Raw genomic sequence first — 17,312 nt, forward strand, 5'->3', positions numbered from 1 at the left:
CATAAAATATTTGACTATAAAATTTAAAAAGACGAAATTCCGTCTGAGGAATTTCGTCTTTTGGTATTGAATATTTGTTAAATAAATTAATTATTTAGTTTCACGGTGTAAAGTTTGTTTATTATCACGTGCACAGTATTTTTTCATTTCAATACGTTCAGGGTTAGTTCTTTTGTTTTTTGTAGTGATGTAGTTTCTTTCACCACATTCAGTACAAGCTAATGTAACGTTAACGCGCATGATTATTCCTCCTTACCTTTTCTAAATACGACCTTTACATTATACCAATTACTTTATTAATTGCAAAGTAAATTTTAAGAGTCTGTATCAATAGTTTGTAATTTATTTAAATTTTAATTATTTATCACTACTATTTTCAGTGCTATCTCCATTTTTATCTTTATCTTTGAAATAATAATTGATAACATCTCTTCCTAAGTCTCCACCGTTTAACCAAGGTGGTGGAACTGGTTGATTGGTATAGACAATAGAAAATGCTAGTTTTGGATCTTTAATTGGTGCATAACCAATATAAGTTGAGTTTACTCTAGATTCCCCATCTTGGAATACTTCTGCTGTTCCTGTTTTACCTGCTGAAGGTACAACTGTGTTTTTAAAGCTAGCATAACCGGTACCATCTTTTTCATTAAATGCCATTTTGAATCCGTCTTGAACTTCATTTATTTCTCTTTGAGAATTATTTACTTTATTCAATACATTACCTTTAATTTTTCGTTTTACCGGTCCTAGTTCATCTTTATTAGTTGAATCGTGTATAGACAGTCCAATATGCGGTTGAATTCTATAACCGTCATTTGCGATTGTTGATACATATTGAGAAAGTTGCAATGGTGTATAAGTATCGTATTGACCAATAGATAAGTCTAAGTAATTACCTGGATTATTAGTTAATGGTTCAATTTGACCATTTGTTTCATTTGGTAAATCTATACCTGTTTTAACACCAAGACCAACTTGATTTAAACCTTTTCGAAGCTTTTGACCAGCTAATGTAATATCGTTTGGTAATGGCATACCAGAATAATATGGATCTCCAGCTAATTTTAAGGCTGTTTTAAACATATAAACGTTTGATGAATGCATAAGTGCTTCTTTATCATTTATTGTCACTCGACCATCTTTATTAAAGTATGAACGTTTAGTTAAACCGCCCTGGAATTTTAATGGTTCATCGACCATTTTTTCTCCTACTTTAATGGCATGATTTTGATAACCGGCAAGTAAAGTTCCGCCTTTTACCGATGAACCTACTGCAAATTGAGCAGTAAAGTTACCAATATCATAATCTGTTAATTTGCCGCTTTTACTTATTTGTTTACCAGCCATAGCTAAAATGTCACCATTTTTCGGATCTTGAACAACTATCATGGCATTGTCCATATCTTTAGCGCCTTGACTACGTAATTTTTCAATTTGTTTATCTAATAATGATTCTACTTTTTTCTGTAAATCAATGTCTATTGTTAATTGTAAATCATGTCCTCTAGAACCTGGATTAATAACTTCAGATTTTATTACTTTACCAGATTTATCAGTCGTATATTTCATTTGTTTCTTCTTACCACGAAGTACATCTTCATATTGATATTCTAAATATGATTTACCGACACGATCATTGCGTGAATAACCTTTAGATAAATATTGTTCAGTTAGTTCTTTAGGCAAACCTTCTGTAGATGTTGAAACTTCGCCAAATATACCTCTAAGCGTATCTTTATATGGATACTTTCTATCCCAATCCATAGATGTATTTACACCAGGTAACTTAGATAATTGTTGAGATACTGCAGCGTATTCTTTTTCTGTTACATCCTCATTTTTAATAGTTTGCGGATCTAGTGTACTACCTGCATTCATCTCACGGTATATAGCTAAAATTTGTAAATCTTTGTCAGATAAGTCATCTAATTGTTTTTTACCAATTTTCTTTCTTTGTTGTTCATCATATTGTTCTTGTGTAATGCTACCGTTTTCTAATAGAGATTGTTCTTTTTTCATTAAAGCTTTAGCTTTTTCAGGGTGTAAAGTGACCCAGAAGTCTTTCTCGTCTCTATCAGTAATTTTGTCAGTATCCATTTTGATTAATGATGATAATTTTTTAGCTGTATCTAACATTTCTTTTTGTGAGGTTTTACGACCTCTAGTATATGTAATCGCCATTTTAGAGGCATTATCAACTAATACTTTACCATTACGGTCTACGATACGACCTCTAGGCACAGATTCGTTCACAGTGATATTCTCATCGCTTTTGATTAATTGCTTATAATGAGAACCCTGGGCAATCTGTAGGTAACCGAGTCTGAGTACTATAATTGCAAATATAAACACAACCAAACCAAAAATGAAATTAATTCTCCGGTTCATCGTGTTTCTTACTTTTTCATCATTTGATTTTTCCTTTAATCTTTTAAGCAAAACAACCTACCTCTATTCAAAGTATCTCTTTAAAATGATATATGAAAAACAAAAATTTTTCTATCATTTTGATAAAAAAGTGAACAGACATTAATTAAAACACTATCGTTTTTTATTTATGACGACCTTTTTGTAATCCTTATTTATAATTAATTTTACATTCAAATCATTTTCATTAATAGACATAATATCATATTAATCATAGAAAAAAGAGCCTAGAACATTATAACAATGTTCTAGACTCTAACATCAAAATATAAATTATTTTGCAGCGTTATATAATTCGTCAACTTTATTCCAGTTAACTACATTCCAGAAAGCGCTGATATAATCTGGACGTTTGTTTTGATATTTAAGGTAATAAGCGTGTTCCCAAACATCTAAACCTAAGATAGGTGTTTTACCTTCAGTTAATGGATTATCTTGGTTTGGAGTTGTAACGATTTCTAATTGCCCGTTATTTACTACTAACCAAGCCCAACCTGAACCAAAACGAGCTGCTGCTTTGTCAGCAAATTCTTTTTTGAATTCATCTAAAGAACCCCATTGTTCTTTAATTTTATCTACTACTTCACCTTTTTCTTCTGAGTTAGGTGTTAGTAATTCCCAGAATAATGAGTGGTTTAAGTGTCCGCCACCATTATTTCTAACAGCAGTTTGGATATCAGAAGGTACACTGTCTAAATTAGCTACAATTTCTTCGATTGATTTAGCTTCTAAATCAGTACCTTCAACTGCAGCGTTTAATTTTGTTACATAAGTGTTATGGTGTTTATCATGGTGAATCTCCATAGTTTCTTTATCGATGTGTGGTTCTAATGCGTCAAATGCATATGGTAATTTTGGTAATTCAAATGCCATAAATAATCATCCTCCTAAAATGTCTGTATCTTAATCATAACAAGCAGTCACAATTTCGACAATAAATGTGCTTAATATATAACTGCTAATTATTGTTACATGTATTATATATCTCAAAACGATGATATTTAAACATTTATTTACTATAATTAGTGAATTCGTACTAATGGAGTATGTTTTTTTAGTATTTATGTGTATTTTCGCTTTCTAATATAAAAACTAGCCATAGTCTTCTTGTCGATAGACTATGGCTAGTAAGATTAATGATTTACTTTTTGACATTTTTCACAAGTACCGTAAACTTCGAGTTTGTGAGTATGAATATCAACATTTGGTAAATATTGTTTAACTTGGTCAATTGGACAAAAATCAATAACTTTAGTATCACCACAATTTTCACATATAAAATGATGGTGATGATGATTAGTACAAGCGATTCTAAATTTCATTTCTCCATCTAGTTCAGTACTTTCAATAATTGCTAAGTCTTTAAATAAATGAAGGTTTCTATAGATGGTATCAAAAGATATACCTGGATAATCTTTATCCATAACTTGTTGAATATGTTTAGCATTAATGTATTTATCTTCTTTAACAAATATATTAAGCATATCGTTACGTTTATCTGTATATTTTAAACCATTATCTTTTAATATTTTAATAGCATCACTAGTGTTCATATTTACGATCCCCTTTTTGTGACTTTAATTTTAACTTTTGATAAGTCATTGTAATCATTAGCATAATGACTAATAGTACTACAATCACGCCACCAGGTGAAATATTAATGTAAAATGCGAGAACTAATCCAAGTATCACTGATAATTCACCTATGATGATACTAAGGATAATTAATTGTTTGAATCCTTTTGTCCAACGCATCGCTATTGCTACAGGTAAAGTGATTAACGCACTAACTAACAATATACCTACTACTCTCATAGAAGCAGAAATAACCATTGCCACAACTACAATAAATAAAAACTGAATCCATTTTGGTATTCCTATAACTTTACTATACTCTTCGTCAAAAGATAAAATAAATAACTCTTTATAAAATAAAGTTATGAATAATAAAACTAGTATTGTAATGAAGATAATTGTAGTTAAATCACTGAAATTAACTGCACTAATTGAACCAAATAACAGACCAACTATCTCTTGATTAAAACCATCTGCTAATGAAATAAATATAGCACTTAAGGCAATACCTGCACTCATAATAATTGGAATGGCAATTTCTTGATAATTAGTATATGAGGTACGCAATTTTTCAATTAATAATGCACCAATAATGGCGAATAATATTCCAAACCACATAGGATTAATGAAAGTTAGTGCTGGCAATACTGTTATAATAAACATGCCAAATGATATACCGCCCAATGTTACATGGCTTAGTGCATCAGCAATAAGTGACAACCTTCGTACTACTATAAAAGCTCCAATTAATGGTGCTATAAATCCTATTAAGATACCACTGATCAAGGAGTATCTCATAAAATCAAAGTTTAATAATGCATCTATCACGAGTTACACTCCTCAAATTTATTTCTATGAATCGATTCTAATTTAGGTACAACATTCTCTATCATGTTGATGATCAACGAATTGAACTGGGTGTCCATATATTTTGGAAATTTCAACCTCATCAAGAGATTTAAAATCTTCAGTCGTACCATGAAAATGAAGATGTTTATTTAAGCATGCAACTTCTGTTGCTGTATCTGCTACTACACCAATATCATGTGTAACTAATATAATGGTTATGCCTTCCTTTTTTAATCGATCAAGCGTTTCATAAAATTCATTTACATGTTTAGCATCAATACCATTAGTAGGTTCATCTAATACAAGCACGCTAGGATTAGAAATCAAAGCACGTGCAATAAGCACACGTTGTTGTTGGCCACCTGATAATTCTGCAATGTTTTTATCAATTAAATGTTCTATATTTAATCTTTCTAAAACATGTTCTACTTTCTTGATGTCTTTATTATTAAAACGTTGAAAAAGTTTTTTTGTTTTAGTTAAACCACTTAAAACTACTTCTTTAACACTTGCTGGAAAACCAGCTGTAAACGAAGAGGCCTTTTGTGAAACATAACTTATTTTTAGAGCTGATTTATTATTTTTAATAGGATGACCATCTATAAAAATGTCGCCGGATTGTAATGGCAGCAAACCAAGTATGATTTTTAAAAGTGTTGATTTGCCGGCTCCATTAGGACCAACAATTGCTAAAAATTCACCTTTGTTAATTTTAATATTTATATTTTCTAAGACTTGTTTATGATCAAAATAGTAATCTATATTTTTAAGTTCAAATACTGGTGTAGTCATTTTTTCACCTCATTGTATACTATACATGTTGATGAACTTAATGTAAATAGTAATGCTTACGACTGATTAAAGACGTTACAGAAATATCTGTAACGCCTACTTTTAATATTATTAGTTTAAAATTTTATCTTTTAAATCTGGATCAAATGTCTGAGATTTTAACATTTCAATTTCATGTTTATAAGGTGGTTTCTTATTCTTTTTATCTTCACCAACATAAGGTGTTTCCAAAATTTTTGGAATGTCTTTGAAAGTATCGTGATGAACAACGTAATTTAATGCATCAAAGCCTATATGACCAAATCCAATATTTTCGTGTCTATCTTTATGTGCACCTTGTTCATTTTTACTGTCATTTACGTGTACGACTTTAATTCTGTCTACACCTATAATTTTATCAAATTCATTTAAAACACCATCAAAATCTTCTTTGATATTGTATCCAGCATCATGCGTATGACATGTATCAAAACAAATGGATAAGCGTTCATTATGTTTCACGCCATCAATGATACGAGCAATTTCTTCAAAGTTACGACCTATTTCAGAACCTTTACCTGCCATTGTTTCTAAAGCGATACGAACATTGTTATCATTTGTTAATACTTCATTCAGACCATCGATGATCTTTTGAATACCTACATCTGCACCAGCGCCAACATGAGAACCAGGATGTAATACAATATCTTTAGCCCCAATTGCTTGTGTACGCTCAATTTCGTTCTGTAAGAAATTGACACCTAATTCAAATACTTCTGGTTTAGTTGTGTTAGCAATATTAATGATATATGGAGCATGTACTACAATATTAGATAGACCATATTGTTCCATCACTTCATGACCTTTAGTAATATTTAAATCTTCAATACTTTTACGACGTGTATTTTGTGGCGCTCCTGTGTATATCATAAATGTTGATTCGCCAAATTTATGTGCTTCTTCAGCAGATCCTTCTAACATTTTTTTACCACTCATAGATACATGTGAACCTAATAACATCTCTTTCACCTATCCTTTTCTATTCTTTCTATCTTGACGATTTTGACGTTTACTGTATTGTTTACGCTCTTGTCGTTTCATTTTCTCAACTTCCTGCTTAAATTTCTTTTTATAACCAGGTTTAACTTTACGTTTGGTTTTACTACGTACTTTATTTTTAACTTCATTTGTTAAATGATCATCTTTACGTTGTCTAGTACGTCGAGTATTATGCGGCTTGATAGGTGTAAGTTCATCATTTTTGATATCAACATTTTCGAAAACGTATCCTCTATCTTCGATTGCTGAAATATTTTCTTCTTCATCAGGACTATATAACGTAATAGCAACACCGTGATAATTACCACGACCAGTACGTCCAACACGATGAGTAAAGAAATCTATATCATTTGGTACATCGAAATTAATAACATGACTAACACCTTCAATATCAATACCTCTTGAAGCTAAATCACTCGCAATTACAAATTGGAAATCAAGATTACGTATGCGTTTCATTTGTTGTTTACGTTCACGAGGTGTTAATCCACCATGAATCATACCAACTTTGATACCTGCTTCATTTAATGAACGTGCTAATTCATCGGCATTGTCTCTACTATTACAGAATATAATACATAGGTATGGATTTAGAATATCTATTAATTTAAGTGTTTTTTCAACTTTGGCTGCACCTTTTGTAGGAATTAAATAAAATTCTATATTTTTCTTATTTTGAGACTGACTATCAACTTCTACAAAATCTGGTTGTTCTAAATATTTATTTAAAAATGGTTGTAGAGATTTAGGAATTGTTGCACTAAATACTGCAATATTTGAACTATCTTCTAGGCGAGATGCTATAAGGTCTACATCTTCAATTAAACCTAAATCAATCATTAAATCAGCTTCATCAATAATTAAATAAGAAGCTAAATGTGTGTGTAAATGACCACTTTTAGCTAAGTCATTAATTCTAGTTGGTGTACCAATAACTAATTGTGGTTGTTGATTACATCTTTGCTTGTCCTTTTCAATATCAGTACCACCAATAAATAGTTTTACGCTTACGCCTTCTTTAAAACTACTTAAATGATTAGCGGCTTGATATAGTTGTTGTGCAAGTTCTCTAGTTGGTGCTACAACAATAGCTTGTGGTTCTTGAATATTTATATCTATTAAACTAATTAAAGGTAATAAAAAGGCATGTGATTTTCCTGTACCTGTTTGTGACTGTCCAATAATATTAGTTTTCTTTAAAATTCTTGGAATAATTCGATTTTGAATTTCTGTCGGTTTTTCAAAATTTAAATCTTTAACTGCTTCAATCATACTATCTTCAAGACCGAAGTATTCGAATGGATGTTTTGCCATGTTATGGCCTCCTTATAAGTTCATCTTTACTATTATAATGTAATTGATGAAGATTTTAAATATATGTGAAAGGATCTGTATTAATATTAGAAGCAACAACTTTGATATCATTTGAATTTTCTTCTAATAACCATTCCTGTAGTAAAAGTTTTAATCCTTCTTTCATCACATATTCACTATAGTGGTTGATATCTAATAAATTTATTCCTTCTATTTTCGCATCTAATGCATCATGGTGTTTGATGTCACCGGTAATAAATATATCGGCACCTAATTGAGCAGCTTTATATTCAAAACCTATTCCAGAACCACCAATCATAGCAACTTTACTAATCATAGCATTTGAATTACCTACGTATCGAACACTTGGAATTTGAAGTTGTCTTTTCACTTGTTCTACAAAGTCCTCAATTTTCATTGGTTCTTTTAATTCTCCCATTATTCCTAAACCGTAATTACCTTCTTTATTCAATTCAATAAAGTCATAAACTGGTGTTTCATAAGGGTGATAGTGATGGATAGCTCGCTCAGTTAACTGACGTTGTTGATAAGATATCATAAATTCTAATTTCACTTCATCAACGTATTCTATTTCATCAATTGAACCAATATACGGATCTGCATCACCAACAGGTTTAAATTGACCTCTCCCTTTACTTTCGAAGAAACAATATTCATAATCGCCTTCTTTAGCAAGACCAATATCATTGAGCTGTTGTTTAAATGTTTCTAGATGATCTTCAGGTATAAATGTTTGAACTTTATAGTATTGAATTGGTTCTTTATTAATTAACTGTGTATGTTGTAAACCAATTTTGGAAGCTAACATTGCATTTACACCATTAGGATTAACATCTAAATTCGTATGCATAGCTATTAAATTAATATTATTTTGAATAAGTAATCTGATTATTTCGCCATATCCTTGATTAGTAATTGATTGAATGCCTTTAAAAATAAGTGGATGATGACTAATAATGGTATTAACATTTTCATTAATTGCTTGTTGAACAACATCAATAGTACAATCTAATGCTGTTAATATTCCATTCACTTCTTGAGATTCATCGCCTATTAATAAACCTACATTATCCCATGATTCAGCAGTATTAAACGGAACATGCTCATCTAACAAAGCCATTAATTCATTAACTTTCACTATTTAACACCTCTTTAATCAATTTTATTTCTGATTCTATTTCATTATATCGATGTAAGTGTAATTCTGGATTGAGTTGTTGCTTAATCTTTTCTAATGCCTTCAATTCTCTTTCCCATTTATTATAAAAATGTTTATTTTTATTTTCTAGTAAAATAGGACCGAATTTGAGTTCATATTCATTATATTCAAAAGGTGAAGTTTGGTATTCGGCTATAACTATTTCATAGATATGGCCTTTTTCTTCTAAAATGATTTCATCTAAAATTTTGTATTGAATACTTTGTAATAATGTTCTTACATTCTGAGTTTGAATATTACTTTGTAGTATTAATCTAGGATGAGAATGTAATTTATGTTGGCCTTCTTCTAATATTTTAGCTATTAAAGGCCCTCCCATGCCACATATCGTTATGTTATCTATTTGTTCGTTGTCACGAATTACGCTAAGACCATCACCTAGTCGCACTTCAATTTCATTATCCAGTTCATTGGCGTTAACATTTTTTTGGGCAGCTTCAAAAGGGCCTTTGATAACTTCACCAGCAATTGCTTTAGTACTTAGATTAGACTGAATAGCAAAAATAGGTAGATATGCATGATCGGACCCAATATCGGCAAGTGTACCTTGTTTAATAAATTCTGACACTTTTAATAATCTTTGGTTTAATGTGATCACTAAGGTATTCTCCTTTATTTTATTAAAATCATAAATGCCTCTATATGTATTAAAATAATAAATCATCGGTTTATAAAAAATAAAGACTGGGACAAGCTTTATGCCCCAGTCCAAAACTATTTAATCCATAAAGTCTTTAAGACGTTTACTTCTACTTGGATGTCTTAACTTTCTTAATGCTTTAGCTTCAATTTGACGGATACGTTCTCTAGTTACGCCAAACACTTTACCAACTTCTTCAAGTGTTCTAGTTCTTCCATCATCAAGACCAAATCTTAAACGTAAGACATTTTCTTCTCGGTCTGTTAAAGTATCTAAAACATCTTCAAGCTGTTCTTTAAGTAACTCGTATGCAGCATGGTCTGAAGGACTTTGTGCTTCTTGGTCTTCAATGAAATCACCTAAATGACTATCATCTTCTTCACCAATAGGTGTTTCTAATGATACAGGTTCTTGAGCAATCTTAAGGATTTCTCTAACTTTTTCAGGTGGTAAATCCATTTCTTCACCAATTTCTTCAGGTGCAGGGTCACGTCCTAAATCTTGTAATAATTGACGTTGAACACGAATTAATTTGTTAATTGTTTCAACCATATGCACGGGTATACGAATAGTACGTGCTTGGTCAGCAATAGCACGAGTGATTGCTTGACGAATCCACCAAGTTGCATAAGTAGAGAATTTAAATCCTTTATTGAAGTCGAATTTTTCAACTGCTTTAATTAGACCCATATTACCTTCTTGAATTAAATCAAGGAATAACATACCTCTACCTACATATCTTTTAGCAATACTTACTACTAAACGTAAGTTTGCTTCAGCTAATCTAGATTTAGCTATTTCGTCACCTTGTTCAATTCTTTTAGCAAGCTCAATTTCCTCTTGTGCACTTAATAAGTTAACACGTCCGATTTCTTTTAAATACATACGTACTGGATCGTTAATCTTAACGCCTGGAGGTGCACTTAAATCATTAGGATTTAATTTAGCATCTGTATCTGAATTGTCTTTTTCACTTACTAATGTGATATCATTGTCATTTAATTGATCAAAGAAATCATCCATCATATCAGAATCCATTTCGAAATTCTGTAATTTTTCAGCAATTTCTTCGTGACTTAAATGACCTTCTTTTTTACCTTTTTCAATTAATTGTTTTTTAACATCTTCCATTGTTAAAGTCGGATCAATTGTTTGTTTTTTAATTTTAACTTTATCAGACATGAAACGGCCTCCCGGTATTAATATAAACTTTCAATTTATTCATTTTTATTATTAGTAATTTGATTATAATGATGGTAATGCTAATAAAATATAGACTAAATTTCATATTTTCGTTTAGTTAAAAGCAATGTATTTTCAATGTTGCGTTAAATAAGCCAGTAGATTAATCATCTTCTGAAAAATATTACTTTCTTATGAAATATCAGTCAAAATAACTCCCTTTAAAATACATATAATTATTCTGAATAGTCATTTTTAGATATTATTTGTTTACCCAATGTAAATACATGGTAACCATTCATAAATCTCTAAAATACAACGATATCATAAATTTTTGTAAGATTACATTCTACTTTTGTTTTTATTAACAATTAATTGAAGATAATATTTTTGTAGTTCTGTATCTCCTATACGAGTTGCTTCTCGCAATTTATGATTTAAAACTTCTAAAGATTGGCCATCTTTATTCTCGTTCATGATATTAATATAATCTTCTAATTCTTGTTCAAATGGTTCTTCATTTAAGTTATATGAATCAAGTGATATCAACGCTTCTCTTAAGTCATTATTTTCTATATATTGAATCATTGTACTTAATTGGTAAACATCATTATTAGAAAAATAATCATGCAAAGTATTAAATATACGCTTGAAATACTCATTTGTAAAGTCGTCAGAATTGACTTTTTGATAGTAATTTAAAAATGTATCTTTATCTTGCATAAAGTGTTTTAACAAGGAACGTTCTGCCTTTACATGACGATTCAATTGATTGAATTGTATCGTTTGTTGCGGTGGCTCGTTATAAAAATAAGATTGATCTGGGTAAGAAGACTGAACATTTTGTGTTTGCTGTTGATGAGCCACTTCATAATCCAAAGTCTCAAAACTAACTTTAAACAATTCTGAAACGTCTTGCAATACCTTTTTCTGAAGTATGGATGAACGCATTAAAGCTATATCCTGAGTTACTTCTTTTAAATATCTTTCATAAGCCAAATCATTATTTTGAATTTCATCTTTATGTGTTTGAACTTTAAACAAGACGAAAGATTTTTTATCTTTTTGAACAAATTCTAGAAATGCTTCATTTCCATACTTTCTAATATATTCATCTGGGTCCATATCAGAAGGCAATTGAACGACAAATACATTTAAACCTTGCTCTAAAAGCGCTTGTCCAGTTTTTAATGTTGCTTCTTTACCTGCAAAATCTCCATCAAACATTAAAGTAATATTGGATGTTAATTTTTTTATGAATGTGATATGTTCATTTGAAAGTTGAGTCCCCATACTTGCTACAACAGATTTCAAACCAGCATGGTCTGACTTAATAACATCCATAAAGCCTTCAAGTAATATAATTTCATCATTTTTTCTTATATTTTTTCTAGCTTTATCGAGATTATATAATAACTTTCTTTTCTGGAAAATAGGTGTTTCTGGACTGTTTAAATATTTAGGCTCTTGATTAGTATAGGTTCTTGCTGAATATCCAACAATTCTTCCTTGAGCATTTTTAAGAGGAAACATAATTCTATCTCTAAATCGATCATAATAGCTAAAGTTTTCCTCATTTCGAGATAAAAGTCCCGCTTCATACGCTAATTCGATATCATAACCTTTTTTCTCTAAAAAATCATGACAAAAATGAGACGAATTAGGCGCATAACCAATTCCTCTTTCTTTAATTAATTGTTCTGGAAAATCACGTTCTTTCAAATAATTAAGCGCTTGTTCACCTTCAACAGTTTTCATAAGTGCATAATGGTAATATTCTTGCATGAGTTCATGCATTTCTATCATTTGTAAATCATCAGTTGCGATTTGTGTGTTTGTATTTTGATATTGGCTATTACCCACATCAACTGATATATTGACACGTTCGCCTAACTCTTTTACAGCTTCTGTAAAGGAAATGTCTTTTATTTCTTGTGTGAATTGAAAAACATTGCCGCCCTTTTTACAACCGAAACAATGACAAATTTGTTTATCTTCTGACACAGTAAAAGAAGGCGTCTTTTCATCATGAAAAGGACACAAACCGATATAATTGCGTCCTCTTTTTTCAAGTTTTACATATCCACTTACTAAATCAAGTATATCTGTCTTATCTTTGATTTCATTAATGACCGATTGTTCTATACGCAAAATAAATCACCTATTAAATATTAGTCTTAATATTATACCTTTTTTATGCATTAAATGAAATTATTTTGTTTTATTATTTTCAATATAATAGATGATGTCATTAGCTGTCTCTTCAATTGCTTTATCTGTTACATCTATAACTGGACAACCAACTTTCTCCACTAGTTCTTCAAAATAATTTAATTCTTCTTTTATTCGTGCTTCAGTAGCATATCTTGCTGTGTCACCAAGACCAAGTTGTTTTAATCTTTCTTTTCGTATTCTATTTAATTTTTCTTCACTAATTTTTAAAGCAATACATTTTGATGAATCAATATTAAATAGTGCATCAGGAGGTGTAACTTCTGGCACAATTGGTATGTTCATGACTTTATAACTTTTATGAGCTAAATATTGTGATAGTGGTGTCTTTGATGTTCGAGAGATACCTAAAAGGACGATATCTGCTTTTGGTAAACCTTTAGGATCTTTCCCGTCATCATATTTAACAGCAAACTCAATTGCATCAATCTTTTTAAAATAGGCATCGTCTAATCTATGGACAATACCTGGTTCATAGTAAGGTGTTTCTTCAATTGAACCAGATAATAAATCCATTAAAGGTCCCATAATATCAACTGATTTTAAATTATGTTCTTTTACTTTAGCTACCATATATTTTTTGATTTCTGGTTTAACCAAAGTATATACGATGATAGCATCTGTATCTTCGGCTACTTGAACCACTTCATCTACGTTTTCAAATGATTCTATGTATGGGTAACGTAAAAATTCATGTTTACATTGCTTAGGATTAAATTGTGAAACACCTGCACGAGCAACTAACTCTGCAGTTTCTCCAATTGAATCTGAAGCAACAATTATGTTTATATTATCCATCTATTAACCACCTATTCTTTAAATAATGATACAAATAATTTTGTAATTGTCGTTTTAGATACTCTTCCAACGACTTCATATTTTTGATTATCTTTTAATCTTACAATGGGAATAGCATCTATTTCTTTATCTATCATTTGATTAGCAGCATAGATAATTAGTTCACTTTCTTCTAAATAAGTAAGATTAGGCATACGAGTCATATTAACGCTAATCGGCATTGTATGAATATCATTTCCAATCATTGAAGCTCTCAATAAATCTTTTCGTGAACAAACTCCAATAAAATCATTATCCTTATTTGTGATAAACAAAGTACCAGCATCTTCTAAAAATATAGTACAAATGGCATCGTAAACCGACATATCTTCTTTTACCACTACCGGTTGTGACATATAATCCTTTACAACATACTGGCGTAGTTGTTCATGGATGATTTTATTTTTAGATTTGCCTGAATAATAATAACCTACTCTAGGTCTTGCTTCTAAAAATCCTGACATCGTAAGAATAGCTAAATCTGGTCTTAATGTTGCGCGTGTTAAATTTAATTGATCGGCGATATGCTCACCTGTTATTGGTCCATGTTGCTTGACGATTTCAACAATTTGTTCTTGTCTTTGATTCAGTTCTATAGGTCTTCACCCCTCTTATATACATTATATATTATAACCGTTATTTTTATTTGCCACAAATACATATAAACGCTTGCTATTAAATATTTAATCAATTAGAATAATTATAAAGCGAGCTAAGGATGGTGTAAGCTTAGCATATAAATATTGGCATAAAATTAAATTTATTTTAAAGCGAGTGGCTACACTAATTTGGGTGGAACCGCGGGTTAAATGATATTTTAATGTATATGAATTATACTAAATAAAAATTAACTCGTCCCAAGATGATAAAGCATATTTAATTGTGTTTTATTGTCTTGGGGCGTTTTTATGTGTAAGGAGAGAATTATTAATGGCAAATGATATGGAACAAATCGTACAACTTGCAAAGCACAGAGGATTCGTCTTCCCTGGTAGTGACATCTATGGTGGCTTATCTAATACTTGGGATTACGGTCCACTAGGTGTTGAATTAAAAAATAATGTTAAAAAAGCATGGTGGCAAAAATTCATTACACAATCACCATATAATGTTGGTTTAGATGCAGCTATTTTAATGAACCCTAAAACATGGGAAGCATCAGGACATTTAGGTAACTTTAATGACCCTATGATCGATAACAAAGATAGTAAAATTCGTTATCGTGCAGACAAACTAATTGAAGATTACATGCAACAAGAAAAAGGCGATGAAAACTTTATTGCTGATGGCTTAAGCTTTGATGAAATGAAAAAAATCATTGATGATGAAGGTATTGTGTGTCCAGTAAGTGGTACTGCTAATTGGACTGATATCCGTCAATTCAATTTAATGTTTAAAACATTCCAAGGTGTAACTGAAGATTCAACTAACGAATTATTCTTACGCCCAGAAACAGCACAAGGTATTTTCGTAAACTATAAAAACGTTCAACGTTCTATGCGTAAAAAATTACCATTTGGTATTGGACAAATTGGTAAATCTTTCCGTAATGAAATTACTCCAGGTAACTTCATTTTCAGAACACGTGAATTTGAACAAATGGAACTTGAATTCTTCTGTAAACCTGGTGAAGAAATTGAATGGCAAAATTATTGGAAAACATTTGCTAGTCAATGGTTAAAAGATCTAAATATTAATGAAGACAATATAAAATTACGTGATCATGACGCTGATGAATTATCTCACTATTCAAATGCTACAACTGATATCGAATATAAATTCCCATTCGGTTGGGGAGAACTATGGGGTATCGCAAGTCGTACTGACTTTGACTTGAAAAAGCATAGTGAACATTCAGGTGAAGATTTCAAATATCATGATCCAGAAACAAATGAAAAATATATCCCATACTGTATTGAACCATCATTAGGTGCTGATCGTGTAACATTAGCATTCTTATGTGATGCTTACGCTCAAGAAGGAGTAGAAGGAAGTAAAGATGAACGTACAGTCTTAAAATTCCACCCTGCTTTAGCACCTTATAAAGCTGCAATCTTACCATTAAGTAAAAAATTATCAAGTGAAGCAATTAAAATCTTTGAACAATTAAGTCAAACATTCTCAATAGATTTTGATGAATCACAATCTATTGGTAAACGTTACCGTCGTCAAGATGAGATTGGTACACCATATTGTATTACATTTGACTTTGATTCATTAGAAGATAATCAAGTTACAGTACGTGACAGAGATTCTATGGAACAAGTTCGTATGCCTATTTCAGAACTAGAAACATTCTTAGCAGAAAAAATTAAATTTTAATTATGTTGAGATAATTTCTCATTGATTAATACTAAAGACCGCAATCACATAGCTTTTGTGATTGCGGTCTTTTTTCTAGATTTTGAACTAATTATTTATCTATTCATTTAATTCTAATCTTTTCAATTGATTGATTAACTTTTGACTTTTAAAAAACATGCCCGCATATTCTCTATAAAGCATTATCATTAATTCTGACATTTCATCTAAAATGTCTTGATGTATTTTTAGTTCATTCATCTTATCAATTGGTAATTTTAATAATATATCTAATAGATACAATGTTCTATTTGATAATTGTAATGCATGAGGGTCTTGATATGCTTCACTTTTTGAAATGGCACCATCAAATTTAAAACTATACCCTATTAATTGAGATTGGTCTGTATTGCCGCTAACAGCACATATATTAAACGAGGCAGAAAAACCATATTTATTCATACATTTGAGTAAGACTATGATAGACATTAATTGTGCAGATTGTCCTGAAGAAATTTTATTTAAAACAAACTGTAATAAGTCAAAATTAAATTTTGATATTTCTTCTTCTTCCATTGAACGGTCAATTGTTTCAGCACACAATGTCGCAAAGCTACTTTCATACAAATCAAGTTGTAATTCATAATGTTGATCAATGACATCTACAGAATTAAGTGTCCCCATACCTCGCCACTTATTATAAATAAATAAGCCATACACAAACATTTGTGTATGTGCTTGTAAACCTGTTTTAACTTTTTTAGCTCTTCTAGCCATCAGCGGTACTTTAGCGCCATGTTCATTTAAAATCGTAATGATTTTATCTGATTCGCCATATTCTACAGATTTTAAAATAATCCCTTTTTGTTTCATTAACATACTAAC

16 protein-coding genes are annotated in these 17,312 nt (G+C 30.5%); 1 reads left to right on the top strand and 15 read right to left on the bottom strand.

What is annotated here, in order from left to right; translation table 11 throughout:
* Positions 1 to 90: 90 nt before the first annotated feature.
* The 14 genes from rpmG to ccpN all read right to left on the bottom strand — a co-directional run bounded on the left by rpmG (position 91) and on the right by ccpN (position 14,722).
* Positions 91 to 240, bottom strand: coding sequence for a 50S ribosomal protein L33 (rpmG, locus tag CD121_RS08170; protein ID WP_017636259.1), 150 nt, complete (start codon positions 238 to 240; stop codon positions 91 to 93).
* A 117-nt stretch (positions 241 to 357) separates the two neighbouring features.
* Positions 358 to 2,439, bottom strand: a complete 2,082-nt coding sequence (locus CD121_RS08175) for a peptidoglycan D,D-transpeptidase FtsI family protein (RefSeq protein ID WP_046466734.1) — start codon at positions 2,437 to 2,439, stop codon at positions 358 to 360.
* Between the two features lie 261 nt (positions 2,440 to 2,700).
* Positions 2,701 to 3,300 carry a superoxide dismutase gene (locus CD121_RS08180; RefSeq protein WP_017636261.1) on the bottom strand — a complete coding sequence of 200 codons (600 nt, stop codon included), beginning with the start codon at positions 3,298 to 3,300 and terminating at the stop codon, positions 2,701 to 2,703.
* 260 nt (positions 3,301 to 3,560) lie between these two features.
* Positions 3,561 to 3,980: a Fur family transcriptional regulator gene (locus CD121_RS08185; protein WP_017636262.1), complete on the bottom strand. Its 420-nt coding sequence runs from the start codon at positions 3,978 to 3,980 to the stop codon at positions 3,561 to 3,563.
* Complete coding sequence (locus CD121_RS08190) at positions 3,970 to 4,830, bottom strand: metal ABC transporter permease (protein WP_017636263.1); 861 nt, start codon at positions 4,828 to 4,830, stop codon at positions 3,970 to 3,972. The genes CD121_RS08185 and CD121_RS08190 overlap by 11 nt, the downstream gene beginning before the upstream one ends.
* A 42-nt stretch (positions 4,831 to 4,872) precedes the next feature.
* Entirely contained in the window at positions 4,873 to 5,643 is a 771-nt protein-coding gene (locus CD121_RS08195) for a metal ABC transporter ATP-binding protein (RefSeq protein WP_017636264.1), read from the bottom strand.
* 111 nt (positions 5,644 to 5,754) lie between these two features.
* Positions 5,755 to 6,642, bottom strand: a complete 888-nt coding sequence (locus CD121_RS08200) for a deoxyribonuclease IV (RefSeq protein WP_029055743.1) — start codon at positions 6,640 to 6,642, stop codon at positions 5,755 to 5,757.
* A gap of 9 nt (positions 6,643 to 6,651) precedes the next feature.
* Complete coding sequence (locus CD121_RS08205) at positions 6,652 to 7,995, bottom strand: DEAD/DEAH box helicase (RefSeq protein WP_126567880.1); 1,344 nt, start codon at positions 7,993 to 7,995, stop codon at positions 6,652 to 6,654.
* Positions 7,996 to 8,050: 55 nt separating this feature from the next.
* Positions 8,051 to 9,154 (bottom strand): Nif3-like dinuclear metal center hexameric protein, encoded by a 1,104-nt coding sequence (locus tag CD121_RS08210; RefSeq protein WP_126567882.1) that lies wholly within the window; start codon positions 9,152 to 9,154, stop codon positions 8,051 to 8,053.
* Positions 9,144 to 9,833, bottom strand: coding sequence for a tRNA (adenine(22)-N(1))-methyltransferase (locus CD121_RS08215; protein WP_070453872.1), 690 nt, complete (start codon positions 9,831 to 9,833; stop codon positions 9,144 to 9,146). The genes CD121_RS08210 and CD121_RS08215 overlap by 11 nt, the downstream gene beginning before the upstream one ends.
* Positions 9,834 to 9,953: 120 nt before the next feature.
* Positions 9,954 to 11,057, bottom strand: a complete 1,104-nt coding sequence (rpoD, locus tag CD121_RS08220) for an RNA polymerase sigma factor RpoD (protein ID WP_126567886.1) — start codon at positions 11,055 to 11,057, stop codon at positions 9,954 to 9,956.
* 342 nt (positions 11,058 to 11,399) lie between these two features.
* Positions 11,400 to 13,208 carry a DNA primase gene (gene dnaG / locus CD121_RS08225; RefSeq protein WP_126567888.1) on the bottom strand — a complete coding sequence of 603 codons (1,809 nt, stop codon included), beginning with the start codon at positions 13,206 to 13,208 and terminating at the stop codon, positions 11,400 to 11,402.
* A 60-nt stretch (positions 13,209 to 13,268) separates the two neighbouring features.
* Positions 13,269 to 14,087 (bottom strand): pyruvate, water dikinase regulatory protein, encoded by an 819-nt coding sequence (locus tag CD121_RS08230; protein WP_017636271.1) that lies wholly within the window; start codon positions 14,085 to 14,087, stop codon positions 13,269 to 13,271.
* 11 nt (positions 14,088 to 14,098) lie between these two features.
* The gene (ccpN, locus tag CD121_RS08235; RefSeq protein WP_081581202.1) at positions 14,099 to 14,722 is read right to left on the bottom strand and encodes a transcriptional regulator CcpN; all 624 of its coding nucleotides are present in this window, start codon (positions 14,720 to 14,722) and stop codon (positions 14,099 to 14,101) included.
* Positions 14,723 to 15,056: 334 nt separating this feature from the next.
* Between ccpN and CD121_RS08240 the strand changes: the two genes are divergently transcribed.
* Positions 15,057 to 16,448 (top strand): glycine--tRNA ligase, encoded by a 1,392-nt coding sequence (locus CD121_RS08240; RefSeq protein ID WP_029055737.1) that lies wholly within the window; start codon positions 15,057 to 15,059, stop codon positions 16,446 to 16,448.
* Between the two features lie 99 nt (positions 16,449 to 16,547).
* Here the strand turns inward: CD121_RS08240 and recO are convergent, their stop codons facing one another.
* Positions 16,548 to 17,300 carry a DNA repair protein RecO gene (recO, locus tag CD121_RS08245; protein ID WP_181300393.1) on the bottom strand — a complete coding sequence of 251 codons (753 nt, stop codon included), beginning with the start codon at positions 17,298 to 17,300 and terminating at the stop codon, positions 16,548 to 16,550.
* Positions 17,301 to 17,312 lie beyond the last annotated feature (12 nt).

This window comes from Staphylococcus pasteuri, from assembly GCF_003970495.1.
Lineage (GTDB): Bacteria > Bacillota > Bacilli > Staphylococcales > Staphylococcaceae > Staphylococcus > Staphylococcus pasteuri.